Origin of the sequence: Actinacidiphila glaucinigra, assembly GCF_035918135.1 — a bacterium.
Lineage (GTDB): Bacteria > Actinomycetota > Actinomycetes > Streptomycetales > Streptomycetaceae > Actinacidiphila > Actinacidiphila glaucinigra.
Window position 1 is genome coordinate 7,183,638 of the sequence record NZ_CP109144.1, and the last position, 23,405, is coordinate 7,207,042.

At 72.5% G+C, this 23,405-nt stretch carries 24 protein-coding genes; 18 read left to right on the forward strand and 6 right to left on the reverse strand.

Annotated elements, in window-relative coordinates; genetic code table 11:
• Window positions 1-49 precede the first annotated feature (49 nt).
• The 10 genes from ribD to OIE69_RS32420 all read left to right on the forward strand — a co-directional run bounded on the left by ribD (window position 50) and on the right by OIE69_RS32420 (window position 8,599).
• Window positions 50-1,141 (forward strand): bifunctional diaminohydroxyphosphoribosylaminopyrimidine deaminase/5-amino-6-(5-phosphoribosylamino)uracil reductase RibD, encoded by a 1,092-nt coding sequence (gene ribD / locus OIE69_RS32375; protein WP_326577806.1) that lies wholly within the window; start codon window positions 50-52, stop codon window positions 1,139-1,141.
• 1 nt (window position 1,142) lies between these two features.
• Complete coding sequence (locus OIE69_RS32380) at window positions 1,143-1,763, forward strand: riboflavin synthase (RefSeq protein WP_089227811.1); 621 nt, start codon at window positions 1,143-1,145, stop codon at window positions 1,761-1,763.
• Window positions 1,760-2,413, forward strand: a complete 654-nt coding sequence (locus OIE69_RS32385; protein ID WP_018564148.1) for a nicotinamide mononucleotide transporter family protein — start codon at window positions 1,760-1,762, stop codon at window positions 2,411-2,413. The genes OIE69_RS32380 and OIE69_RS32385 overlap by 4 nt, the downstream gene beginning before the upstream one ends.
• A complete protein-coding gene (locus tag OIE69_RS32390; protein WP_326577807.1) occupies window positions 2,410-3,699 on the forward strand; it encodes a bifunctional 3,4-dihydroxy-2-butanone-4-phosphate synthase/GTP cyclohydrolase II in 1,290 nt (429 codons plus the stop codon). The genes OIE69_RS32385 and OIE69_RS32390 overlap by 4 nt, the downstream gene beginning before the upstream one ends.
• A gap of 90 nt (window positions 3,700-3,789) precedes the next feature.
• The gene (gene ribH / locus OIE69_RS32395; protein WP_018564146.1) at window positions 3,790-4,275 is read left to right on the forward strand and encodes a 6,7-dimethyl-8-ribityllumazine synthase; all 486 of its coding nucleotides are present in this window, start codon (window positions 3,790-3,792) and stop codon (window positions 4,273-4,275) included.
• Between the two features lie 34 nt (window positions 4,276-4,309).
• Window positions 4,310-4,582, forward strand: coding sequence for a phosphoribosyl-ATP diphosphatase (locus OIE69_RS32400; protein WP_326577808.1), 273 nt, complete (start codon window positions 4,310-4,312; stop codon window positions 4,580-4,582).
• 82 nt (window positions 4,583-4,664) lie between these two features.
• Window positions 4,665-5,525 (forward strand): ATP phosphoribosyltransferase, encoded by an 861-nt coding sequence (gene hisG, locus OIE69_RS32405; protein WP_326577809.1) that lies wholly within the window; start codon window positions 4,665-4,667, stop codon window positions 5,523-5,525.
• A complete protein-coding gene (locus OIE69_RS32410; protein WP_326581486.1) occupies window positions 5,522-6,013 on the forward strand; it encodes a PH domain-containing protein in 492 nt (163 codons plus the stop codon). The genes hisG and OIE69_RS32410 overlap by 4 nt, the downstream gene beginning before the upstream one ends.
• A 136-nt stretch (window positions 6,014-6,149) precedes the next feature.
• Complete coding sequence (locus OIE69_RS32415; RefSeq protein WP_326577810.1) at window positions 6,150-7,490, forward strand: hemolysin family protein; 1,341 nt, start codon at window positions 6,150-6,152, stop codon at window positions 7,488-7,490.
• Window positions 7,487-8,599 (forward strand): hemolysin family protein, encoded by a 1,113-nt coding sequence (locus tag OIE69_RS32420; protein WP_326577811.1) that lies wholly within the window; start codon window positions 7,487-7,489, stop codon window positions 8,597-8,599. The genes OIE69_RS32415 and OIE69_RS32420 overlap by 4 nt, the downstream gene beginning before the upstream one ends.
• 59 nt (window positions 8,600-8,658) lie before the next feature.
• Here OIE69_RS32420 and OIE69_RS32425 read toward each other — a convergent pair whose 3' ends face one another.
• A complete protein-coding gene (locus OIE69_RS32425) occupies window positions 8,659-10,563 on the reverse strand; it encodes an AAA family ATPase (RefSeq protein WP_326577812.1) in 1,905 nt (634 codons plus the stop codon).
• Window positions 10,564-10,956: 393 nt separating this feature from the next.
• Window positions 10,957-11,577: a uridine kinase family protein gene (locus OIE69_RS32430; RefSeq protein WP_326577813.1), complete on the reverse strand. Its 621-nt coding sequence runs from the start codon at window positions 11,575-11,577 to the stop codon at window positions 10,957-10,959.
• 71 nt (window positions 11,578-11,648) lie between these two features.
• On the opposite strand from OIE69_RS32430, the gene OIE69_RS32435 reads away from it, so the two are divergent.
• A complete protein-coding gene (locus OIE69_RS32435) occupies window positions 11,649-12,773 on the forward strand; it encodes a M24 family metallopeptidase (RefSeq protein ID WP_326577814.1) in 1,125 nt (374 codons plus the stop codon).
• Window positions 12,774-12,904: 131 nt separating this feature from the next.
• Window positions 12,905-13,297: an STAS domain-containing protein gene (locus OIE69_RS32440; RefSeq protein ID WP_326577815.1), complete on the forward strand. Its 393-nt coding sequence runs from the start codon at window positions 12,905-12,907 to the stop codon at window positions 13,295-13,297.
• A gap of 2 nt (window positions 13,298-13,299) precedes the next feature.
• On the opposite strand, the gene OIE69_RS32445 is transcribed toward OIE69_RS32440, so the two are convergent.
• Entirely contained in the window at window positions 13,300-14,316 is a 1,017-nt protein-coding gene (locus tag OIE69_RS32445; protein ID WP_455424420.1) for a DUF3048 domain-containing protein, read from the reverse strand.
• 85 nt (window positions 14,317-14,401) lie between these two features.
• Between OIE69_RS32445 and OIE69_RS32450 the strand changes: the two genes are divergently transcribed.
• Window positions 14,402-15,019 carry a transglutaminase-like domain-containing protein gene (locus OIE69_RS32450; protein ID WP_326577816.1) on the forward strand — a complete coding sequence of 206 codons (618 nt, stop codon included), beginning with the start codon at window positions 14,402-14,404 and terminating at the stop codon, window positions 15,017-15,019.
• A gap of 58 nt (window positions 15,020-15,077) precedes the next feature.
• Here the strand turns inward: OIE69_RS32450 and OIE69_RS32455 are convergent, their stop codons facing one another.
• Together OIE69_RS32455 and OIE69_RS32460 are read right to left on the reverse strand one after the other, a co-directional pair.
• Complete coding sequence (locus OIE69_RS32455) at window positions 15,078-15,818, reverse strand: lysophospholipid acyltransferase family protein (RefSeq protein WP_089227825.1); 741 nt, start codon at window positions 15,816-15,818, stop codon at window positions 15,078-15,080.
• 140 nt (window positions 15,819-15,958) lie between these two features.
• Window positions 15,959-16,375, reverse strand: a complete 417-nt coding sequence (locus tag OIE69_RS32460; RefSeq protein ID WP_326577817.1) for a DUF4395 domain-containing protein — start codon at window positions 16,373-16,375, stop codon at window positions 15,959-15,961.
• A gap of 86 nt (window positions 16,376-16,461) precedes the next feature.
• Here OIE69_RS32460 and OIE69_RS32465 point away from each other — a divergent pair, with 86 nt between their 5' ends.
• The 5 genes from OIE69_RS32465 (at window position 16,462) to OIE69_RS32485 (ending at window position 21,094) form a co-directional block, all read left to right on the forward strand.
• Window positions 16,462-16,875, forward strand: coding sequence for a TlpA family protein disulfide reductase (locus OIE69_RS32465; RefSeq protein ID WP_326577818.1), 414 nt, complete (start codon window positions 16,462-16,464; stop codon window positions 16,873-16,875).
• Between the two features lie 214 nt (window positions 16,876-17,089).
• A complete protein-coding gene (locus OIE69_RS32470; protein ID WP_326577819.1) occupies window positions 17,090-17,680 on the forward strand; it encodes a flavin reductase family protein in 591 nt (196 codons plus the stop codon).
• Window positions 17,681-17,883: 203 nt separating this feature from the next.
• A complete protein-coding gene (locus OIE69_RS32475) occupies window positions 17,884-18,669 on the forward strand; it encodes an electron transfer flavoprotein subunit beta/FixA family protein (RefSeq protein ID WP_326571671.1) in 786 nt (261 codons plus the stop codon).
• A gap of 39 nt (window positions 18,670-18,708) precedes the next feature.
• Window positions 18,709-19,671, forward strand: a complete 963-nt coding sequence (locus tag OIE69_RS32480) for an electron transfer flavoprotein subunit alpha/FixB family protein (RefSeq protein WP_326577820.1) — start codon at window positions 18,709-18,711, stop codon at window positions 19,669-19,671.
• 142 nt (window positions 19,672-19,813) lie between these two features.
• A complete protein-coding gene (locus tag OIE69_RS32485) occupies window positions 19,814-21,094 on the forward strand; it encodes a DUF6986 family protein (RefSeq protein ID WP_326577821.1) in 1,281 nt (426 codons plus the stop codon).
• A gap of 73 nt (window positions 21,095-21,167) precedes the next feature.
• Here OIE69_RS32485 and katG read toward each other — a convergent pair whose 3' ends face one another.
• A complete protein-coding gene (gene katG, locus OIE69_RS32490; protein ID WP_326577822.1) occupies window positions 21,168-23,399 on the reverse strand; it encodes a catalase/peroxidase HPI in 2,232 nt (743 codons plus the stop codon).
• Window positions 23,400-23,405 lie beyond the last annotated feature (6 nt).

A 23,405-nucleotide genomic window follows, 5' to 3' on the forward strand; every position in this document is an offset into this window, starting at 1 on the left:
GTGTTCCGCACAGCCCCGGAGTCCGTGCCCGATGAGGCAGGAGGACCCGGTGGCAACACCCGGTGAAGCCGACGCGATGCGCCGGGCCATTGAGCTCGCCGCCCGCGGCATGGGCTCCACGAGCCCCAACCCCGTCGTCGGCGCCGTGATCCTCGACGCACACGGCGAGATCGCCGGCGAGGGCTGGCACCAGCGGGCCGGCGGCCCCCACGCGGAGGTCCACGCCCTGCGCGCGGCCGGCGACGCGGCCCGCGGCGGCACCGCCGTCGTCACCCTCGAACCCTGCAACCACACCGGTCGTACCGGCCCCTGCGCCCAGGCCCTCATCGCGGCCGGCGTCTCCCGCGTCGTCTACGCCGTCGCGGATCCCACCCCCGCGGCGACCGGAGGCGGTGCCACGCTGGCGGCCGCGGGGATCGACGTGGAGAGCGGGCTGCTGGAGGCCGAGGCCGCCCGCGGCAACGAGGTCTGGCTCACCGCCTCCCGCGAGCAGCGGCCCTTCGTGGTGTGGAAGTACGCGAGCACACTCGACGGCCGCATCGCCGCCGCCGACGGCACCAGCCGCTGGATCAGCTCCGCCGCCTCCCGAGCCGACGTGCACCGGCTGCGCGCCGAGTCCGACGCCGTCGTCGTCGGCTCCGGCACCCTGCGCGCCGACGACCCCCACCTCGCCGTGCGCGGCGTGGCGGGCACCTTCACGCAGCCCCTGCGAGTGGTCGTCGACACCAACGCCAAGATCACCCCCGGCGCCAGGGTGCTGGACGGCACCGCCCCGACCCTGGTCGCCGTCGCCGAGGACACCGACACCGCGCACCTGCCGGGCGTCGACGTGGCCCGCCTGCCCCGCACCGGCAGCGGTGTCTCGGTCCCCGGGCTGCTCGCCGAGCTGTACGGCCGCGGCGTCCGCTCCGTGCTGCTGGAGGGCGGCCCGACCCTGGCCGGCGCCTTCGTCGCCGCCGGGGCCGTCGACAAGGTCGTCGGCTACCTCGCACCGGCCCTCCTGGGGGCCGGACCCGCGGCCCTGGGGGACGCGGGAATCACCACCATCGCGCACGCGTTGCGGCTCGACGTCGCCGAGATCGAACGCATCGGCCCCGACCTGCGTATTACTGCCTACCCGAGCCGCACTGAGGAGAACTGACGTGTTCACCGGAATCGTCGAAGAGCTGGGCGACCTCGTCGCCGTCGAGGACCTGGGCGACGCCTCCCGCTTCCGTCTGCGCGGTCCGGTCGTCACCGAGGGCGCCAAGCACGGCGACTCGATCGCGGTCAACGGGGTGTGCCTCACCGTCGTCGACACCGCGGACGGCGAGTTCACCGCCGACGTGATGGCCGAGACCCTCAAGCGCTCCAGCCTCGGAGCGCTGCAGCCCGGCAGCCGGGTCAACCTGGAGCGTCCCATGGCGCTCGGCGGCCGCCTCGGCGGCCACCTCGTCCAGGGCCACGTGGACGGCACCGGCGCGGTCATCTCCCGCACCCCCGCCGAGCACTGGGAGATCGTGAAGGTCTCGCTCCCGGCGGAACTGTCCCGTTACGTCGTCGAGAAGGGCTCGATCACCGTCGACGGCATCAGCCTCACCGTCGTCGAGGCCGGTCCCGACTTCTTCTCCGTCAGCCTGATCCCGACCACCCTCGCCCTCACCACGCTCGGCTTCAAGCAGCCCGGCGACCCTGTGAACCTGGAGGTCGACGTGATCGCCAAGTACGTCGAGCGGCTGTACGGGGAGCGGGCCGGCGCGCCGAAGGGGGCTCCGGCGGAATGAGCGCCCTCGACACCCTGAACAGTGTCGCCTTCTCCGCCTTCGGTGAGCACTTCAAGTGGACCGACGTGGTCGGCAACGGCCTCGGCCTCGCCGGGCTCGCGCTCGGCTGGCGCCGCTCGGTGTGGGCCTGGCCGGTCCAGCTGCTCTCCGGCGTGGTGCTCGTCGCCGCGTACTGGTCGGCGCAGCTCACCGGCGGCGTCGGCAAGCAGCTGCTGGTGATCGGCGTCGCCGTGTGGGGCTGGTTCCAGTGGCGCCGCGGTGTCCGGGACGGCGGCGAGATCCGGGTCCGCTTCGCCACCTGGCGCGAGCGGGGCGTGCTGGTCGCCGGTACGGCGGCCGGACTGTTCGCGGTCGTCGGCCTCTTCACCCTCTACCCGTCGCTGTCCTGGAACCCCTGGCCGGACGCCTACATCTTCGTCGGCACCGTCGCCGCGATGGTGGCCATGGCCAGGGGCTGGGTCGAGTTCTGGTTCGCCTGGCTCGCCGTCGACGCGGTCGGCGTCCCCCTCGCCTGGAACAGCGACCTGAAGTTCTCCGCGCTCGTGTACGTCATCTACTTCGTTCTCGTGATCGCCGGCATGTACGCCTGGTGGCAGCAGACCCGGGTCCCGCGGCACGGCGGGCCCGTCCTGGAAGGAGCGGCCGCATGACCACCGCATTGCACTCCCTCTACGTGGCGGAGGACGCCCCGATCGTCCTCGACCCCGTCGAGCGGGCGATCGCCGACATAGCGGCCGGCCGGCCCGTCGTCGTCGTGGACGACGAGAACCGCGAGAACGAGGGCGACCTCATCATCGCGGCGGAGAAGGCCACCCCGGAGATCGTCGCCTTCATGATGACCGAGTGCCGTGGTCTGATCTGCGTGCCCATGGAGGAGCACGACCTGGACCGGCTCGACCTGCCGCAGATGGTGGACTCCAACACCGAGTCCATGCAGACCGCGTTCACCGTCTCGGTCGACGCGAGCGGTGCCCACGGGGTCACCACCGGCATCTCCGCCGCCGACCGGGCGACCACCATCCGGTTGCTGGCCTCCGGCGGCTCCGCCTCCGGCGACTTCGTCCGGCCCGGCCACGTCTTCCCGCTGCGCGCCAAGTCCGGCGGCGTCCTGACCCGCAACGGCCACACCGAGGCGGGCGTCGACCTGGCCCGGCTCGCCGGGCTGCGCCCGGCCGCGGCCATCGTGGAGATCGCCAACGAGGACGGGACGATGGCCCGCCTCCCCGAGCTCGTCCACTTCGCGCGCAAGCACGGCCTGGCCATCATCTCCATCGAGGACCTGATCGCCTACCGCCGCACCTCGGAGCCGACCGTGCGCCGGGAGGCCGAGACCCGGCTGCCCACCGCCTTCGGCGACTTCCGCGCCTACGGCTACCGCAGCACCGTCGACGGCATCGAGCACATCGCCCTCGCGGCCGGCGAGATCGGCGACGGCGAGGACGTCCTCGTGCGCGTCCACTCCGAGTGCCTCACCGGCGACGTCTTCCACTCGCTGCGCTGCGACTGCGGACCGCAGCTCCAGGCCTCACTCGAAAGGGTGGCGGCCGAGGGCCGGGGCGTCGTGGTCTACCTCCGCGGCCACGAGGGCCGGGGCATCGGCCTGATGTCCAAGCTGCGCGCGTACGAGCTGCAGGAGCGCGGCCGTGACACGCTCGACGCCAACCTCGAACTCGGACTGCCCGCCGACGCCCGCGACTACGGGGCGGCCGCCCAGATGCTCGACGACCTCGGCGTGCGCTCCCTGCGCCTGATGACCAACAACCCCGAGAAGACCGACGCCCTCGAACGGCACGGCCTGAAGGTCGTCGAACGCGTCGCCATGCCGATCGCGGCCGGCGAGCACAACCTGCGGTACCTGCGCACCAAGCGGGACCGCATGGGCCACGACCTGCCCTGGCTGGACCCGGCCCCCACCGGCGCCTGCGGCAACCAGTAGCCCCGAAGCAGCACCACGACAACCCGCACGACCCGTACGACCTGCACCACCAGAACCACCAGAACAAGAACGAGCAAGGAGAAGATGGACGTGAGCGGTAAGGGCGCCCCCGAGCTGACCGTGAAGAACTGTGGTGACCTGCGCGTGGCCGTGATCGCGGCGCAGTGGCACGTGCAGGTGATGGACGGCCTGGTCGACGGCGCCCTGCGCGCCCTGAGCGACCTGGGCATCGACGAGCCGACCCTGCTGCGTGTGCCGGGCAGCTTCGAACTGCCGGTCGCCGCAAAGGTGCTGGCGAGCCGGGGCTACGACGCGGTCGTCGCCCTCGGCGTCGTCATCCGCGGCGGCACACCGCACTTCGAGTACGTCTGCCAGGGCGTGACCCAGGGCCTGACCCAGGTCTCGGTCGACACCGGTGTGCCGATCGGCTTCGGCGTGCTCACCTGCGACACCGAGGAACAGGCCCTGGACCGCGCCGGACTGCCCGGCTCGAACGAGGACAAGGGGCACGAGGCGGTCACCGCCGCGATCGCCACCGCGACCGTCCTGCGTTCAGTATCCGAGCCGTGGCGCTGAGGTAGGGGCGCTTCCGCGTAGGGTGGGGACCACCATGGCCAAGAAGACATTCGAGGAGCTCTTCGCCGAGCTCCAGCACAAGGCCGCCACCGGCGACCCCAGCACCTCCCGCACCGCCGAACTGGTGGGCAAGGGAGTGCACGCGATCGGCAAGAAGGTGGTCGAGGAGGCCGCCGAGGTGTGGATGGCAGCCGAGTACGAAGGCGCCGACCGCACCGCGGAGGAGATCTCCCAGTTGCTGTACCACCTGCAGGTGATGATGGTCGCCCGGGGTATCGGCCTGGACGACGTATACGCTCATCTCTGAGCGGATCGTCACCGGCCGGCCCCGCCCTGCGCTTCTCCGCGCGCCCCTCCCACCCACATCCGAGTCGCAAAGGAACGCATCCATGCTGCGCATCGCCGTCCCCAACAAGGGTTCACTGTCCGGACCTGCGTCGGCGATGCTGCATGAGGCCGGCTACCGCCAGCGCAAGGACTCCAAGGAACTCGTCCTCGTCGACGGCGAGAACGACGTCGAGTTCTTCTACCTGCGCCCGCGCGACATCGCCATCTACGTCGGCTCGGGCCGCCTCGACATCGGCATCACCGGCCGCGACCTGCTGCTGGACTCCGGTGCCAACGCCGAGGAGATCCTGCAGCTCGGTTTCGCCCGCTCCACCTTCCGTTACGCCACCACTCCCGGCGGCGTGACGGACGTGAAGGAGTTCGGCGGCAAGACGGTCGCCACCTCCTATCCGGAGATCGTCAGGAAGCACCTTGCCGACAACGCGGTGGACGCCTCCGTGGTCCGCCTCGACGGCGCCGTCGAGACCTCCATCCACCTCGGTGTGGCGGACGTCATCGCCGACGTCGTCGAGACGGGCACCTCGCTGCGCAACGCCGGCCTGGAGGTCATCGGGGAGCCGATCATCGACTCCGAGGCCGTGGTCATCCGACGGGCCGGCGCCGGCGGCGAGGACGCGGCGGCCGAGCCGAAGGTGCAGCAGTTCCTGCGCCGCCTCCAGGGCGTCCTGGTGGCCCGCCGCTACGTGATGATGGACTACGACATCCGTGTCGAGCACGTCGAGCGGGCCATCGCCCTCACGCCGGGCCTCGAGTCGCCGACCGTCTCCCCGCTGCACCACGAGGGCTGGGTCGCCGTCCGCGCCATGGTCCCCAGCCGCGAGGCCCAGCGGATCATGGACGAGCTCTATGAGCTCGGCGCACGGGCCATCCTCACCACCGGGATCCACGCGTGCCGTCTGTGACCTCGCCCACCCCGTCCACCGTGCCCGCGGAACTCCCCGGGCTGCCCGTCACCTTCCGGCCCGCCCGCACCCGCGCGGTGCTGCTGGGCCTGGGTGCCGGGCTGCTCGCGGCCTTCGTCGCGATCGCCGTCCTGCTTCCCTCGGACGGCGCACGGCCATGGCACACCTCGGACCGGATCTATCTCCTGCTCACCGGTCTGCTGGTCGCCGGGGTGCTCGCGCTGCTCAGCCGCCCCAAGGTGGCCGCCGACCGCGACGGTGTGACCGTCGTCAACCTGACGACCCGGCGCCGCCTGGAATGGGCGCAGGTCCTCCGGGTGAACCTGCGCACCGGCGACCCGTGGGTGTACCTCGACCTCGCGGACGGCACCAGCCTGGCCGCCATGGGGATCCAGCCCGGGATCGGACGCGCCCGCGCGTTGCGCGACGCGCGCGCTCTGCGGGCCCTCGCGGAGGCGTACGGTACCGGCAAGCCGACGGCGCACTAGATCTGCCGCCACGGCCCGCTTCTTCATTACTCTGGAACCTTCGCAACGACCCGAGGAGTGACACCCAATCCACGATGGACGGATCGTCCGGTAGTACCTGCGCCGCCTCTCCCCCCCGACATACGGGAGCGGCGGCATGAGCGCCCCGTTGCTGCTGCTCGCGGCAGCCTTCCTCCTGATCCTCGCGAACGGCTTCTTCGTCGCCGCCGAATTCGGCCTGGTGACCGTCGAGCGGCCCGCCGCGGAACGTGCCGCCGCCGAGGGTGACCGCAGGGCCCGCAGCGTCGTGGAGGCGCTGCGCAAGCTGTCCTTCCAGCTGTCGGGCACCCAGCTCGGCATCACGATCACCTCGCTGGTGGTCGGCATGCTGGCGGAGCCCGCCCTCGCCGACCTGTTCTCCGGACCCCTCACCTCGGTGGGCGTACCCGGGGGCGCCGCGCCCGCCGTGGCCGTGGTGATCGGCATGATCCTCGCCTCGGCCGTCCAGATGGTCATCGGCGAGCTCGTCCCGAAGAACTGGGCGGTGTCCCGTCCGCTGGAGGTGGCCCGTTTTGTGGCCGGGCCGCAGCGTGCCTTCTCCGCCGTGTTCCGCCCGGTGATCGAGGCCCTCAACGCCGCCGCGAACCGCCTGGTGCGGGCGCTGGGCGTGGAGCCCGCCGAGGAGCTGGCCTCCGCGCGCACCCCCACCGAGCTGGTCTCGCTGGCCCGCCACTCCGCCCGTGCCGGGGCTCTCGAGCAGGACACCGCGGACCTCTTCGTCCGCACCATCTCCCTCGGCGGCCTCACCGCGGAGAACGTGATGACCCCGCGGGTGCGCGTCAGCGCCCTGCAGGACACGGCCACCGCCGCGGACGTCCTCAACCTGACCCGGGCCACCGGGCTGTCCCGCTTCCCGGTCTACCGGGAGCGGCTGGACGACATCGTCGGCATGGCGAGCCTGAAGGACGCCCTCGCCGTCCCGGCCCACCTGCGCGACCGCACACCGGTCGGCCGGGTCACGGTCGCCCCGCTGCTCGTCCCCGAGACGCTGCCGGTTCAGCCGCTCCTCGAGCGGCTGCGCCGTGAGCAGCCGATCGCCGTGGTCGTCGACGAGTACGGCGGCACCGCGGGCGTCGTCACCCTGGAGGACATCGTCGAGGAACTCGTCGGCGAGGTGCGCGACGAGCACGACAGCGCCGACCTGCCCGAGCTGGCGACCGCGCCCGCGGAGAACGGCAACCCCGTATGGGACGCCGACGGCGGCTGCCGGATCGACCTGCTGGAGCGCATAGGGCTCGACGCCCCCGAGGGTCCGTACGAGACGGTGGCCGGCCTCGTCGCCGACCTCCTCGAACGCATCCCCGAGCCGGGGGACACCGCGGTGCTGCCCGGCTGGGAGCTGCGGGTGCGCGAGGTCGCGCACCACCGCGCGGAAAGAGTTCGCCTGGTACGCGTCGGGTTCGAGGAGCCCGAGGACGGGCAGGAGGGCGAGCGATGAGCCTCCTGCAGCTGTTCTTCGCCGGTCTGCTGGTGCTCGGCAACGGCTTCTTCGTCGGCGCCGAGTTCGCCCTGGTCTCCGTACGCCGCAGCCAGATCGAGCCGCTCGCCGGCACGCAGCGGCGGGCCCGTACGGTCCTGCACGGGCTGGAGAACCTGCCGCAGATGATGGCGGCGGCACAGTTCGGCATCACGGTCTGCTCCCTGACGCTGGGCGCGGTCGCCGAGCCGACCGTCGCCCACCTGCTGGAGCCGGTCTTCGAGGCGATCCACCTGCCCGAGGGCCTGATCCATCCGCTCGGATACGTCATCGCTCTCGCCGTCGTGGTCTTCCTGCACCTCGTCATCGGCGAGATGGTCCCCAAGAACCTGGCCATGGCCGCGCCCGAGAAGACCGCGCTGTGGCTCAGCCCCGGTCTCGTCGGCTTCGCACGCCTGTTCCGGCCGGTCATCGCGGTGCTCGGCTGGTGCGCCAAGATCGTGCTGCGGCTGTTCCGGGTGGAGCCCAAGGACGAGATCGACGCGGTCTTCACCAGCGAGGAGCTGACGGTGCTCGTCGAGGACGCCCGGCAGGCCGGACTCCTCGACGACGACGCACAGGAACGCCTGGAGGACGCGCTGGAGCTGGGCACCCGCCCGGTCACGGACGTCCTGCTGTCCCCGGAGGAGCTGGTGACGGTCGACGCGTCCGTCACCCCCGCCGAGGTCGAGGAGCTGACCGTGCGCACCGGCTACTCGCGCTTCCCGGTGGCCGGACCGGAGGGCGCCTACCTCGGCTACCTGCACGTGAAGGACGTCCTCGACCTGGAGGACACCACCCGTCCCGTCCCGGCGCGGCTGTGGCGGCCGATGGCCACCCTCCGCGCGGAGCTGCCGCTGGACGACGCGCTCACCCAGATGCGGCGGGCCGCGTCGCACCTGGCGGCGGTCGCGGACTCCGGCGGTCGCGTGCTGGGGCTGGTCGCGCTGGAGGACGTGCTGGAGATGCTGGTCGGCGAGGTCCGCGACCCGGCGCACCGGGAGGTCCCGGAGCCCGGGGAGACCGGCGCCGCCCCGGCCGCCGAGGAGTCCGGCGAGGTCGCCCGGCCCCCGCGCGTGATGGCGGGCTGACACGGGAACCCGCGCGAGAGGGGCCGGGGCGCGTGCGCCCGGGCCCCTCTCCGCGTCGTTCACTCCATGGGCTCGGGCGGCGGCAGCCCGGGGCCACGGCCCGACAGCACCTCGCCGTAGGCCTGCATGAGGTCGGGCAGCCGCAGCGTGGACAGGTCGTCCCGGGACGGCTGTCCCGCGTAGCCGGACAGCCGCAGGTCGCGGTACGCGCAGCTCTTCTCGTACAGGGTCCGCAGGAAGCGGCCGTTGCCGAGTTCGTCGATCCAGCCCTGATCGACGACATGGCCGCTGATGGCGAGCAGCTCCTCCAGGGCCTCGTCGTCCCAGCGGTCGCCGTCGTCGGCGGCGAGGACCTCGCCGATGCTGGTCAGCTCGTGCGGGCGGTAGCTGGGGAAGTCGACCCGGGTGGTGAAGCGCGAGCCGAGGCCGGGGTTGGCCGCCAGCAGGCGGTCCATGCCCTCGGGGTAGCCGGCGAGGATGACGACCAGGCGGTCGCGGTTGTCCTCCGCGCGCTTGAGCAGGACCTGCAGCGCCTCGTCGCCGTAGGCGTCGCCCTTGCTGTAGCCGGAGTTGGACAGTGCGTACGCCTCGTCGACGAAGAGCACCCCGCCGAGCGCGGAGTCGATCAGCTCGTTGGCCTTGACGGCCGTCTGCCCCAGGAACTCGCCCACGAGGTCGGCGCGTTGCGCCTCGACCAGGTGGTCGCCGCCCAGCAGGCCGAGAGCGTAGAAGACCCGGCCGAGGATGCGTGCCACGGTGGTCTTGCCGGTGCCGGAGGGCCCGGAGAAGACGAAGTGCCGCTTGGGCGGCTGCACCGGCAGGCCCTGTCCCGACCTCAGTCGCGCCATGCGCAACTGGGCGGACAACGCGCGCACTTGGCGCTTGACGGGCTCCAGGCCCACCATGCGGTCGAGTTCGGCCAGCGCCTGGGAGAGCAGCACGGGGTCGGGGGCGGTGACCGGGACCTGCGGTACGACGGGGGAGACCGGCAGGATCGCCTTCTCCCGGATGTCGTCGTCGATCGGGCCGACCGCGCCCAGCGGATCGTCCAGGACCGAGCCCGCCCCCAGGCCGCCCGGCATGGCCGCGGCCCCGGCCCGGGCGTCGAGCGGATCGGGCTCGGGCGGCAGTGCCTCGGGCCCGGTCTGGCCGTAGCCCTGAAGGGTGACCGGGGCCAGGTCGGCCGTACCGTCGGTGAGGCCGTCGGACTCGTCGATCGCGGCGAGCCGCGCGGCGGTGTCCATGAACGCCGGGTCGACCCGCTGCACCGCGTGGTAGAGGGGGAGCGCGGCGGCGGTGCGGCCGGTGCCCTCGTACGCGCGGGCCAGCCAGTAGCGGAGTTCCTTGCGCTGCGGCTGCTCGCTGCGGCAGCGCATCAGGGCCGTCGTCAGCAGCGGCTCGGCCTGCCCGTACAGCTCCAGCCGGACCCGGGCCATGCCCCCGAACAGGCCGGCCTCGATGCCCAGCACCTGGTCGCCGAGGAGCGGTTCGGTGTGGCGCACCAACTGGTCCCAGTCCTTGACCAGATAGGCCCGGCAGGCGTGCAGGAAGCGGACGTGCGGATCGGTGTCGATCGGCGGGCACTCGGCCAGGGCCCGGTCCAGCTCCGCGATGTGGCGGCCGTCGAGCCAGTGGGAGGCGTGCGCGAGCAGCAGGTCGCGGCGGGTCTCCAGCACCGGCTGCACCCACCAGCCCAGCCAGTACCAGGAGTTCATCGACCGGCGGTACGCGCTGCGCTGCTCGCCGAAGCGGTCGCGGTGCCGGTACATCTGCAGCAGCGCGGTGGAGGTGTCCGCGCGCAGCGCGTGCAGCCCCAGCCAGGCGTCCGCCATGCCGGGGTCGAGGCGGACCGCGGCGCGGAACTCCTCCTCGGCCTGGGTGTAGGCGCCCATGGTGTAGGCCTCGACGGCCCGTACCCAGGCGAGATCGGCGGGGGCGCCCGAATGCTCTGTGCCGAAGTCCATCAGGTCCCCACCAGCCGTTCCCCCGGTGCCGCCCGCCGTACGCCGCTCCAACCAGGTTACGCGAAGCCGCAGTTGGTGCCAGGTGGACGCCACCTTCCTAAGGCGGCGCACCCGTTGGCATGGTACCCGCGCGGGCCCCGTGGGCCGTAGAGCGACGCGGACGGTGACGTTGGGTGAGCAACTGGCTGCCGTACGGGGCCGGATCACCCGCAGAGGGCAGAACGAAGCCCCCGGTCACGGGGGAACAACCGGGGGCTTCGCGTCTGAGGCGCGGTCGACGATGACCGCGCATTCAGAACGTAAGTCCTGTACGGCCCCTGGGTCAAGCGGCCTTGAGGCACCGCTCCGGCGGTCTCCGGGCGGCCGCAGCGCACCGGCTGCGAGCGGTCACGGTCAGTGACGGAGGGTGTCGGTGGGCAGGGTGCCGGCGGGCTGTTCGCGTAGTTCGTAGCCGTCCGGACGCTGGTGGACCAGCAGATCCGCGAACGGCCGGGAGGGGTCGGCGGCGAAGTGCGCGTCCTGCGCCCGCATCCAGCCGGCCCAGAAACCGGCCAGCGCGGGGCCGTCCCGGTGCTCGCCGCGCTCGCGTGCCGTCTCCCGTGTCACCTCCAGCCAGAGCAGGCCGGCCAGCCAGGGGCGCAGTTCGCGGCGGCCGACCCCCACGCCCTCCAGCAGGACCACGGGGGCCGGCGGCACCTCCAGGGTCGTCGCGAACCGCCGCGCCACCCAGTCGTACTTCGCGGGCCGGGCCGTGTCACCGCGGCGCAACGGCTCCAGCACCTGTTCGCGCAGCCGCCCGGTCCACTCGAAAAGCTCCTCGTGCGTGGCCAGATCGTCGAGGTGGACGACGGGAGCGCCGTCGAGCGCGGACGCCAGCGCGGCGGCGAAGGTCGTCTTGCCGGATCCGGCGTGGCCGTCCACGGCGACGAGCCGCACGGGCCCGCAGGACGGCGGAAGGGCGCGCAGCCGGGCGGCGAGCGCCCGAAGCGCCCCGGGAGTGGCGTGGTGGTCCATCGGGGCCAGCCTACGACCTGCGCCTGCGCAAGCGACTGCGGAGGGTGCCAGGGGCGTCTACGGTAAGAGTCGTGACCGACTCCGCAGCATCCCTGTACCCCCCGGAGCGACTCGAACTCGCCCGCAAGGCCGCCGCCGACGCGGGACTCGACGCGCTGCTCGTCTCGCCGGGCCCCGACCTGCGCTACCTCACCGGCTACCACGCCCATCTCACCGAGCGCCTGGTGTGCCTGGCGCTTCCGGTGCTCGGCGACCCCTTCCTCGTCGTGCCCCACCTGGAGAAGCCCGGCGCCGAGGCCTCCCCGCTCGGCGCGCTCGGCGTCGACGTCGTCGGCTGGGGCGAGACCGAGGACCCGTACGCCCTGGTCGCCGGCCGGCTGCCGCGGGGGACGGCACGGGTGGCCGTCGACAACCACATGTGGGCCGAGAAGGTGCTCGCCTTCCGTGCGGCCCTCCCCGGCACCGAGCAGAGCCTGGCCGGCGACGTGCTGCGCGAACTGCGGATGCGCAAGTCGGCCGCGGAGACCGAGGCGCTGCGACGGGCCGCGGGCGCCATCGACCGGGTGCACCGCCGCATGGGGGAGTGGCTCAGGGCCGGGCGCACCGAGCGCGAGGTCGCCCGCGACGTCGCCGACGCCGTCATCGAGGCGGGGCACACCACCGTCGACTTCGTCATCGTCGCCTCGGGCCCGAACGGGGCCAGCCCGCACCACGAGGTCTCCGACCGGGTGATCCGGGCCGGCGACCCGGTCGTCGTCGACATCGGCGGCACCACGCAGGACGGCTACTGCTCCGACTCCACCCGCACCTACGCGGTCGGTGAACCGCCCGCCGAGTTCCGCGAGATGTACGAGGTGCTGCGGCGCGCCCAGCACGCCCAGACCGACGCCGTCCGCCCCGGGATCACCGCCGAGGAACTCGACGCGGTCGGGCGGGACATCATCGCCGCGGCCGGCTACGGCGAGCACTTCATCCACCGCACCGGGCACGGCATCGGGCTGGAGACGCACGAGGAGCCGTACATCGTCGCGGGAAGCTCCCTGCCGCTGGAGCCGGGCATGGCCTTCTCCGTGGAACCCGGGATCTACCTCCCGGACCGCTTCGGCGCCCGGATCGAGGACATCGCCGTCTGCACGCCCGAGGGCGGAGAACGGCTCAACCAGACCTCGCGGGACCTGGTCGTCCTGTCTGTTTAGTCCCATGTGTTGACTCCCGGTACGGCAGGGGGGTATTCCGTACACGCGACGGTGTGCGCGGCGCGTTCGCCGCGCGCGGCGCACACCCCGCGTCAGGGGCCCAGCAGGAAGCGGCAGTCGGGGGGCCGGGCGTGTTCGACGACGAGCATGACTTCGGGATGCGGCAGTGGACGGTCGGCGGCACGACCGTGGTGGAACTGACGGGGGAGCTCGACCTGTGCGCCGGCGTGCCGGCGGCCGCGCGCCTGGACGCGGTCACCGCCGGAGCGCGGCCCGACGTCGTGGTGGACCTGCGCGGTGTGACCTTCATCGACTGCAGCGGTCTGTCGGTGCTGATCCGGGCGCGCAAGCGGACCCTCGACCGCGGCGGCCGGTTCGGCGTCGTCGCAGACAGCCCCTGCGTGCTGCGGATGTTGCGGCTGACCCGGACGATCCGGGTCTTCACCGTCCACGACGACCTGGCCTCCGCGCTGGGCGGGGCGGGTGCCCCCGATCCCCCCGCGGCGGACGGCGCCATAGCGTGAGCTCAGCGGGGCAGCGGAGCCAGGACGATCCAGACCTGGCCGCGGTCGAAGTTCACCGGCTGCCCGCCGGGCGTGCTGAACCGCGTGCCCGCTGCCGCGTCGGGCCGTGACCAGGTGGCGTCGTACGCCTTGCCGTCGCGCAGCACCACCGCCCGGCCGGTGCCCACGGTCTCGCTGTACGGGGAGGTGTTCCCCCAGCGGTCGTGGAAGCCGGAGGGGCGGACCGTGACGTACTGGACGACCACCGTCGGCGCGCCGAGCCTGCCGCCGTCGGTCGTGGTGGCCGGGTCGCCGTCGAACGACACCAGCCAGCGGTCGCCTTCGGCCGACCAGTGCAGGCCCACCGAGCCGTTCGGGTAGCGCACGGTGCGGTCGCGCTCGGGGGTGCCGCCGGGCGGTGCGTCGCCGAAGCGGAAGCCTATGTCGCGGGCGGCGGCGGCGTCCGGAGCCGCGGCAAGGAGCCGATCCGGTGCGGCGTACAGGTTGTGCGGGGCAGGGCGCGACCCGTCGCGTACGTAGGCGCCGGGCGCGTGGGCGGGGGAGACGTCGTACACCGGCGCCGCCGCGACCACCGGCAGCAGCCTGGACTGCGCCCCGGAGAAGGCGAGGGCCGGGCTGCCGAACTGGCGCAGCAGTTCCAGGTCCGACTCGCGGGCGCTGCGCACCGGGCCGACCCGGTCGGGCAGTTGGGAGGAGAAGACGGCGAGCAGACGGGTCAGACCGGACTCCACCTGCTCCACGTAGACCAGGTCGGCCCGGCCCAGCCCGGTGTGCGGCCGGGCGGCCCCCACGTTGTCGATCTTCACCGCGAGGACGGGGCCGCCGGTGCGCCCGGGCAGCCCGGTGAAGGGCGACCGTGCGGCCGCGCTGGTACCGGGCACCGACCCCGTCGAGGTGGAGGAGGGCCCGCCGGGTGTCCGCTCGGGGCCGCCGCAGCCCCGGCTGACCAGGAACACCGCGAACACCGCCAGCACGACCAGCATCGCCGCTCTCGCGGGACGTCCGGGTGCTCGGGCCACGACGGCCACCCCCGTGCTGCATGGTTATGCTGCCAACGGAAAAGTCAATTGCCGAATCGCTGCGCGTCTTCCTAGTATCCGCCACATGGAGCCGATACCCCAGACGGCGGACGCGACCGCCTTCCTCGCGGCGGACGAAGTGATCGACCACGAGCACCCGCTGGTCCGGGCGACCGCCGCGCGGCTGCGGGCGGAGGCCCCCGATCCGTATGCCTATGCCGAGGCGGCGTACACGTTCGTCCGCGACACCATCCCGCACGCCGCCGACTCCGGCGACCCGCGTGTCACCTGGCGTGCCTCCGACGTCCTGGAACTACGCACCGGCATCTGCCACGCCAAGGCCCACGCCCTGACCGCACTGCTGCGTGCCGAGGGCATCCCCGCGGGGCTGTGCTACCAGCGGCTCACCGACGACGACGGCACGGATCCCGTCGTCCACGGACTTGTCGCCATCAAGCCGCCCGGTCACGACCGCTGGGCCCGGCAGGACCCGCGCGGCAACAAGCCCGGTGTCGACGCCCGCTTCTCCCTGCGGGAGGAACGGCTGGCCTGGGTGCCCCGCCCCGCACTCGGCGAACGCGACTACCCCGGTCTCTACGCCGCGCCGCCGGCCGTCGTCCTCACCGCCCTGCGGCAGGCCGCCGACCGGGCGCACCTGTGGCGGCTGCTGCCCACCGACCTGCCGGAGCGGGAGGAACGTTGACCTCGCCCACCGCACCGGCCGTCGACCCCGGGGTGCGCGTCCCGGCCCCCGCGTGCCGTCACTCCGCCGTCGCCGCACGCTCCCGGGCGGCGACGTCCTCCGCCGTGGGGGCGGTGCCGCCCAGGTGCGCGGGCAGCCACCAGTGGTCGTTCGGGCCCGACGGGCGGCCGGTGTACACGCGCTGCGCGTCCTCCAGCAGCTCCTGGACGCGCAGCCGCAGCCGACGGGTCAGCGCGCCCGGCTTCTCATCCTGGTGCGGCGTCATCTGCTCGCCCACCCGGATGGAGATGGGGAAGCCGTTGCGGCCCAGCTGGCGCGGCTGGTCCTTGGTCCACAGCCGCTGGGTGCCCCACAGGGCGACCGGCAGCAGCGGCACGCCGGCCTCCATCGCCAGGCGCGCCGCACCGGACTTGAAGGACTTGAGGGTGAAGGACTGCGAGATGGTCGCCTCGGGGAACACGCCGATGATCTCGCCCGAGCGCAGCGCCGTCAGCGCGTGCTTGTACGCGTGCATGCCCTCGGAGCGGTCCACCGGGATGTGCTTCATGGCCCGCATCAGCGGACCCGACACCTTGTGCCGGAACACCGACTCCTTCGCCATGAAACGCACCAGCCGCTTCGCCGGGAGCGCCGTCAGCCCGGCGAACACGAAGTCCAGGTAGCCGATGTGGTTGCTCACCAGCAACGCGCCGCCCTTGCGCGGCACGTGCTCGGTGCCGGAGATGTCGAAACGCAACCCCTGCACCTTGAACATGGTGCGGGCGAAGCCGATGACGGGTGGGTAGACGAGTTCGGCCATGGCTGGGCCCCCTTCTTCGTAGGGGGTGGCCCCCGGCGGAAGTTACGCGGCCGTAGGTTTCCGGCCGCGGGCTGATCGTGCACCGTAAACGGGTGCCGTGTCATCCCGCGTGCCCGTCGGACGGCGAGATTCTCGTCACGTCACCCGGTCGTACGACGCACCAGCAGGTACATCTCGCATCCGAGGCAGTAGCCGAACACCGCGTTGAGGAAGGCCGCCGCGAGGGCGCAGGCCGTCGCCGCCAGGCCGAGCCAGGCGAGGCCCGCGGCGTAGCCGGAGAGCCCGACGAGCGCGAACCCCAGACCCACCGCCTGCGCGAAGCGCGGCGGGGCCGGGTCCTCGGTCTCGACCGGCGGTCCCAGCCGGGGCCGTACCGCCACCCGGTAGAGCAGGCCGTACGGTGAGTTCTGCACCCCCACGGCGGCGCCCACCGCGAACACCAGTGCCTGGACGGCCAGCAGCCAGGCGCTGCCGGTGACGAGGACGACGGCCAGCACCACACTGGTCAGGCTTGCGCCGAAGCGCGGTCCACGGGCATCAATGGCGTGAGGGCTCATGGGGGCCATGATTCCGGAACGGACGCCGTCCGGACCCCCTGGAATCATGGCGGTCCTGTGAACGCTGCAACGCAGGGAGGCCGGAAATGACGGGACTGGTGGTGTGCGTCGCCGTGCTCGCGGCGGCGGGGATCTTCGGCATGCTCCACAAGCGCAGGGACGGAAGGGTACGGGTGCGGGACAAGGACGCGGCGCAGCAGCTGACGGCGGGTGAGATCGGCGCGGAACTCGGCGAGCGGGCCACGCTCCTCCAGTTCTCCACCACCTTCTGCGCGCCCTGCCGGGCCACCCGCCGCACCCTCGGCGAGGTGGCCGGCATGGTCGACGGGGTGCGGCACGTGGAGATCGACGCGGAGGCCCACCTCGACCTGGTCCGCCGGCTGGGCATCGTCAGGACGCCGACGGTGCTCGTGCTCGACGCCCGCGGCACCGTCGTGCGGCGCGCGTCGGGCCAGCCGCGCAAGGCCGACGTTATTGCGGCGCTCGGCGCGGCGGTGTGACCCGCGCCCGGTGTATGACCCCCGTCCCACCTGCCGGGGCGCCCTTGACGCGGCCCCGCTCCGATCGTCAGCCTGACGCCATGTCGCGAGACCTCCTTCTGTACTCCCGCTTCGACGTCGACCTCGGTCGGCACGCGAGCGCCCGCTGTCACGACCGTTGAGTGCCCGGGACCCCGCACCCCTCCGGCTCGACAGCACGACGAAGGACAACTCCATGACCGCCTCGCCCGACCTCGGCACGCCGGCCGCCACCTCTTTGGGCGTCGTGCCCACCTCGATCCCCGCACCCGCGCAGGTCCCGCTGCCCGCGCCGCCCGCGGTGACCGCCCCCTTCGACTCGACCGCCTTCCGCGCCGTCTTCCGCCGGCACGCCGCCGGGGTCGCGGTCATCACCGCGGCCGGCGCCCGGCCCGCGGGCTTCACCGCCACGTCCCTCACCTCGGTCTCCGCCGATCCGCCCCTGCTCTCCTTCGGGATCAGCAGTACCGGCTCCGCCTGGCGCACCATCGCGGACGCCGGCCACGTGGGCGTCCACATCCTCGGCGAGCACCAGGAGGAGGTGGCCGCCACCTTCGCGCGCAGCGGCGCCGACCGCTTCGCGCCGCCCACCGCGTGGGGACCCGGCCCGTACGGAGTACCGCTCCTGGAGGACGTCCAGGCCTGGCTGGTCGCCCGCGTCCTGGCCCGCATACCCGCCGGCGACCATCGCATCGTCGTCGCCCAGGCCGTGGCAGGCGCCTCCGGGGGCGACGCGGCCCGCCCGCTGCTCTACCACCACGGCCGGTACAACGCGCTGCGCCACTGAGCCCCGCCCCGGTCCCTCGACCGGGCTAGGGGTCGTCAAGGTCACAGCCCGCCGCCCTTGCCCACGGGCGGACCGAGGGCTGTACTGGCGAGTAATATTTCTGCCGGGGGCGCCGTGCGTCCCGGCGGGGAGCCGCCGTCGAAGGCGCCTATGCTGCCTTCACAAGGCCAGTTGACGTACCCATGCAGCAGTAGGAGACAGGCGTGAGCTTGAGGATCGTTGTCGCGGTGAAGTACGTGCCGGATGCCACGGGGGATCGTCATTTCGCGGGGGATCTGACCACGGATCGGGATGCTGTGGATGGTCTGCTGTCGGAGCTGGACGAGTATGCGGTGGAGCAGGCGCTGCAGATCGCGGAGGCGTCGGGTGATGCCGAGGTGACGGTGGTGACGGTGGGTCCGGAGGACGCGAAGGACGCGTTGCGCAAGGCGTTGTCGATGGGTGCGGACAGGGCGGTGCATGTCGAGGACGACGGGTTGCACGGCAGTGATGTGATGGGGACGTCGTTGGTGCTGGCGAAGGCGGTCGAGCATGCGGGGTTCGATCTGGTGGTGACGGGGATGGCGTCCACCGATGGGACGGCGGGTGTGGTGCCGGCTCTGTTGGCGGAGCGGTTGGGTGTGCCGCAGGTGACGTTGTTGTCGCAGGTGAAGGTCGAGGGCGGTGTGGTGAGCGGCCGTCGTGATGGTGACACCGCGAGTGAGCTGTTGGAGGCGTCGTTGCCGGCGGTGGTGTCGGTGACGGATCAGTCGGGTGAGGCGCGGTATCCGTCGTTCAAGGGGATCATGGCGGCGAAGAAGAAGCCGGTGGAGTCCCTGGACCTGTCCGACCTGGGCATCGAGGAGGACCGGGTCGGTCTGGCGGGTGCGTGGACCGTGGTCGATGAGGCGGTGGCGCGTCCGGCGCGGACGGCTGGTGTGATCGTGAAGGACGAGGGCGAGGGCGGCAAGCAGCTCGCGGAGTTCCTCGTGAGCCAGAAGTTCATCTGATCCGCTTGTCCGTCTGTTTTCCGAGGAGTTTGAGTTCCCATGGGTGAAGTCCTGGTCTACGTGGACCACGTGGATGGTGCGGTCCGTAAGCCGACGCTGGAGTTGCTGACGATCGCGCGTCGGCTGGGTGAGCCGGTGGCGGTGGCGTTGGGTGCGGGGGCGGAGGCGACCGCGGGTGTGCTGGCCGAGCATGGCGCGGTGCGGGTGCTGGTCAGTGAGGCGGCGGAGTTCGGGCAGTATCTGGTGGTGCCGAAGGTGGACGCGCTCCAGGCGGCTGCCGGGGTGGTGAGCCCGGTGGCGGTGCTGGTGCCGTCGTCGGGTGAGGGCAAGGAGGTCGCGGCGCGGTTGGCGTTGCGGCTGGGTTCGGGCGTCATCACCGATGCGGTGGATGTGGTGGCGGGTCCGGAGGGTCCGGTGGCGACGCAGTCGGCGTTCGCGGCGTCGTTCACGACGAAGTCGCGGGTGACGACGGGTGTGCCGGTGATCACGGTGAAGCCGAATTCGGCGCCGGTGGAGGCTGTCGCGGCGGCGGGTGCGGTGGAGGCGCTGGAGGTGGCCTTCGGTGCGCTGGCCACGGGCACGAGGGTGGTGTCGCGTACGGCGCGGGAGGCGACGGGGCGTCCGGATCTGACGGAGGCTGCGATCGTGGTGTCCGGTGGTCGGGGTGTGGGTGGTGCGGAGAGTTTCGCGGTGATCGAGGCGCTGGCGGATTCGCTGGGTGCGGCGGTGGGTGCGTCGCGTGCGGCGGTGGACGCGGGGTGGTATCCGCACACCAATCAGGTGGGTCAGACGGGTAAGTCGGTGTCGCCGCAGTTGTATGTGGCGGCGGGTATCTCGGGTGCGATTCAGCACCGGGCGGGGATGCAGACGTCGAAGACGATCGTGGCGGTGAACAAGGACCCGGAGGCGCCGATCTTCGAGCTGGTCGACTACGGCGTGGTCGGTGACCTGTTCGCCGTGGTGCCGCAGTTGACCGAGGAGGTCACCGCCCGCAAGGGCTGACCCGGCACACCGTGCACCGGAGCCCCGCGACGCCCCCCACCGGCACCACGGGGCTCCCGGCGTTCCCACGGGTCGTTGACGCTGCGAAGAAGAGGGCGTTAGCTTCACTTCAACGATTTGTTGAAGACCGGGAGGGTGCCAGATGGCGCAGAACGAGACGGTCCGCACATCGCTCGGCGACGCGGTACGGCAGGACATCGGCGCCTCGCTCGCCGCCGTCGACGCCGAACTCGCCCGCCGCTACCCCGGGGATCCCGGCACCCGGCAGCCCGTGCACACCGTCTACGTCCCCGCCGACGCCCTCGCCGCCGACACCGTGCGCACCTGGGGCGACCGGGCGCTCGCGGCCCTTGACGAGCACGCGCCCGACGCGGAGCGGCTCGCCGGGGTGCTGGGCCTGCCGTCCGAACTCGCTGCGCCCGTCCACGACCGCGTGCGCGCCAAGCTGCGGCGCGAACCGGTCGAGGACCTGCGGATCGACTTCGAGGACGGATACGGTCCCCGGCCCGACGCCGAGGAGGACGCGGCGGCCGCGCGCGCCGCCCGGATCGTGGCCGGCGCCGTCGCGGACGGCACCGCGCCCCCGTACGTCGGCATCCGCATGAAGTGCATGGAGGCCGCCGTGCGCGACCGCGGCATCCGCACCCTGGACGTCTTCCTCACCGGCCTGATGGAGGCCGGCGGGCTGCCGGGCGGCCTGGTGCTGACCCTGCCCAAGGTCACCTTCCCCCAGCAGGTGACGGCGTTCGTCCGGCTCGCCGAGGAGTTCGAGAAGGCACGCGGACTACAGGCCGGGCGCCTCGGGTTCGAGATCCAGATCGAGACCACCCAGTCCATCCTGGGGCCCGACGGGACGGCCACGGTGGCCCGGCTGATCGACGCCGCCGAAGGCCGCGTCACGGGCCTGCACTACGGGACCTTCGACTACAGCGCCGCCTGCGGGGTCAGCGCCGCGTACCAGTCCATGGACCACCCGGTCGCCGACCACGCCAAGGCCGTCATGCAGGTCGCCGCCGCCGGCACAGGCGTACGGCTCTCCGACGGCTCCACCAATGTGCTGCCCGTCGGCCCGGGCCCCCGCGTCCACGAGGCGTGGCGGCTGCACTACGGCCAGGTCCGACGCTCGCTGGCCCGCGCGTACTACCAGGGTTGGGACATGCATCCCGCCCAACTGCCCACGCGGTACGCGGCGGTCTACGCCTTCTTCCGCGAGGGCCTCGACGCGGCGGCGGCCCGCCTCGCGGCGTACGTCGCCGAGGCCGGCGGCGACGTCCTGGACGAACCCGCCACCGCACGGGCTCTGAGCGGCTACCTGCTGCGCGGACTCGACTGCGGCGCCCTGGACTTCGCGGAGGTCGCCGCCGCCACCGGGCTGACCCGCGCCGACCTCGACGCCCTCGCGGGCCGGGCCCCCGGCGTCTGAAGCACCCCCTGCGCGAAGACGTCCGGGCCGGCCCCCGCGAGGGCCGGCCCGGACGTCCCGGTGATGCGGGCGATCAGACGAGGTCGAACCGGTCGAGGTCCATGACCTTCGCCCACGCCGCGACGAAGTCGTTCACGAACTTCGCCTTCGCGTCGTCGCTCGCGTAGACCTCCGCGAGCGCGCGCAGCTCGGAGTTGGAGCCGAAGACGAGGTCGGCACGGGTGCCCGTCCACTTGACCTCGCCCGTGACGTTGTCACGGCCCTCGAAGGTGGACTGGTCCTCGGAGGTCGCCTTCCAGGACGTGCCCAGGTCGAGCAGGTTGACGAAGAAGTCGTTGCTCAGCGACCCGGGGGTCGCGGTGAAGACGCCGTGCGACGACTGCCCGTGGTTCGCGCCCAGGACGCGCAGACCGCCGACGAGGACCGTCAACTCGGGGGCGCTGAGGGTGAGCAGGTTCGCCCGGTCGAGCAGCAGGAACTCGGCCGGCAGGCGGTTGCCCTTGCCCAGGTAGTTGCGGAACCCGTCGGCGGCCGGCTCGAGCGCGGCGAAGGACTCCACGTCCGTCTGGTCCTGCGCGGCGTCCACACGACCCGGCGTGAAGGGCACCTCGACCGGGTGACCGCCGTCAGCGGCGGCCTTCTCGACGGCGGCGGAACCGGCCAGCACGATCAGGTCGGCCAGCGAGATCCGCCTGTCGCCGGACTGCCCCGCGTTGAAGGACTCCTGGATGCGCTCCAGGGTGCGCAGCACCACGGCGAGCTCGTCGGGCTCGTTGACCTCCCAGCCGCGCTGCGGCTCCAGGCGCAGACGGGCGCCGTTGGCGCCGCCGCGCTTGTCGCTGCCGCGGAAGGACGAGGCCGACGCCCACGCGGCGGACACCAGCTGCGAGACGGTCAGGCCCGAGGCGAGGACCTGCTCCTTGAGGGCGGCGACATCGGCGGCGTCGACGACCTCGTGCGTCAGCGCGGGCAGCGGGTCCTGCCAGAGCAGGACCTCGGACGGGACCTCGGAACCGAGGTAGCGCACGAGCGGGCCCATGTCGCGGTGGGTCAGCTTGAACCACGCGCGGGCGAAGGCGTCCGCGAACTCGTCCGGGTTCTCCAGGAAGCGCCGCGAGATCTGCTCGTAGACCGGGTCGAACCGGAGGGAGAGGTCCGTGGTCAGCATCGTCGGGGCGTGGCTCTTGGCGGCGTCGTGCGCGTCGGGGATGGTGCCCGCGCCGGCACCGTCCTTCGCCACCCACTGGTTGGCGCCGGCGGGGCTGGTCGTCAGCTCCCACTCGTAGCGGAAGAGGTTCTCGAAGAAGCCCATGCCCCACCGGGTCGGGGTGCTGGTCCAGGTGACCTCGAGACCGCTGGTGATCGCGTCGGCGCCCTTGCCGGTGCCGTAGGTGCTCCGCCAGCCGAGGCCCTGCTCCTCCATCGAGGCGGCCTCGGGGTCGGCGCCGACGTTGTCGGCCGGGCCGGCACCGTGCGTCTTGCCGAAGGTGTGGCCGCCGGCGATGAGGGCGACGGTCTCCTCGTCGTTCATCGCCATCCGGCGGAAGGTCTCACGGATGTCGCGCGCGGCGGCGATCGGGTCCGGGTTGCCGTTGGGGCCCTCCGGGTTGACGTAGATCAGGCCCATCTGGACGGCGCCGAGCGGGCTCTCCAACTGGCGGTCGCCGGTGTAGCGCTGGTCGCCGAGCCAAGTGGACTCGGGGCCCCAGTAGACGTCCTCCTCCGGCTCCCAGACGTCCTCGCGGCCGCCGGCGAAGCCGAAGGTCTCGAAGCCCATCGACTCCAGCGCGACGTTGCCGGTGAGGATCATGAGGTCGGCCCACGAGATGCTCTGGCCGTACTTCTTCTTCACCGGCCACAGCAGGCGGCGGGCCTTGTCGAGGTTGCCGTTGTCCGGCCAGCTGTTGAGCGGGGCGAAGCGCTGCTGGCCGGCGCCGGCGCCGCCGCGGCCGTCGCTGATGCGGTAGGTGCCCGCGCTGTGCCACGCCATGCGGATCATGAACGGGCCGTAGTGGCCGAAGTCCGCCGGCCACCAGTCCTGAGAGGTCGTCAGGACTTCGAGGACGTCCTGCTTCACGGCCGCGAGGTCGAGGGCCTTGAACGCCTCGGCGTAGTCGAAGTCCTCACCGAGCGGGTTCGCCACCGCCGGGTTCTTGGCGAGGATCTTCAGGTTCAGCCGTTCCGGCCACCACTGCCGGTTTCCGCCGCCCTGGGTCGGGTGCGGGGCGCGCCCGTGCGCGACGGGGCAACCGTTCACACCCTCCGTCTTGGGGTCTGTGACGATTGCTTCGTGGTTCTCAGACATGGAAAT

Excerpts from the sequence above, each read along its gene's own strand:
- OIE69_RS32470 (WP_326577819.1), top strand. The coding sequence starts at position 17,090 with ATGACCGCCTCGCCCGACCTCGGCACGCCGGCCGCCACCTCTTTGGGC.
- katG (WP_326577822.1), bottom strand. The coding sequence starts at position 23,399 with ATGTCTGAGAACCACGAAGCAATCGTCACAGACCCCAAGACGGAGGGT.
- OIE69_RS32400 (WP_326577808.1), top strand. The coding sequence starts at position 4,310 with ATGGCCAAGAAGACATTCGAGGAGCTCTTCGCCGAGCTCCAGCACAAG.
- OIE69_RS32390 (WP_326577807.1), top strand. The coding sequence starts at position 2,410 with ATGACCACCGCATTGCACTCCCTCTACGTGGCGGAGGACGCCCCGATC.
- OIE69_RS32430 (WP_326577813.1), bottom strand. The coding sequence starts at position 11,577 with ATGGACCACCACGCCACTCCCGGGGCGCTTCGGGCGCTCGCCGCCCGG.
- OIE69_RS32450 (WP_326577816.1), top strand. The coding sequence starts at position 14,402 with ATGGAGCCGATACCCCAGACGGCGGACGCGACCGCCTTCCTCGCGGCG.
- hisG (WP_326577809.1), top strand. The coding sequence starts at position 4,665 with ATGCTGCGCATCGCCGTCCCCAACAAGGGTTCACTGTCCGGACCTGCG.
- OIE69_RS32485 (WP_326577821.1), top strand. The coding sequence starts at position 19,814 with ATGGCGCAGAACGAGACGGTCCGCACATCGCTCGGCGACGCGGTACGG.
- OIE69_RS32385 (WP_018564148.1), top strand. The coding sequence starts at position 1,760 with ATGAGCGCCCTCGACACCCTGAACAGTGTCGCCTTCTCCGCCTTCGGT.
- OIE69_RS32460 (WP_326577817.1), bottom strand. The coding sequence starts at position 16,375 with ATGAGCCCTCACGCCATTGATGCCCGTGGACCGCGCTTCGGCGCAAGC.
- OIE69_RS32420 (WP_326577811.1), top strand. The coding sequence starts at position 7,487 with ATGAGCCTCCTGCAGCTGTTCTTCGCCGGTCTGCTGGTGCTCGGCAAC.
- OIE69_RS32465 (WP_326577818.1), top strand. The coding sequence starts at position 16,462 with ATGACGGGACTGGTGGTGTGCGTCGCCGTGCTCGCGGCGGCGGGGATC.
- OIE69_RS32455 (WP_089227825.1), bottom strand. The coding sequence starts at position 15,818 with ATGGCCGAACTCGTCTACCCACCCGTCATCGGCTTCGCCCGCACCATG.
- OIE69_RS32415 (WP_326577810.1), top strand. The coding sequence starts at position 6,150 with ATGAGCGCCCCGTTGCTGCTGCTCGCGGCAGCCTTCCTCCTGATCCTC.
- OIE69_RS32425 (WP_326577812.1), bottom strand. The coding sequence starts at position 10,563 with ATGGACTTCGGCACAGAGCATTCGGGCGCCCCCGCCGATCTCGCCTGG.
- OIE69_RS32480 (WP_326577820.1), top strand. The coding sequence starts at position 18,709 with ATGGGTGAAGTCCTGGTCTACGTGGACCACGTGGATGGTGCGGTCCGT.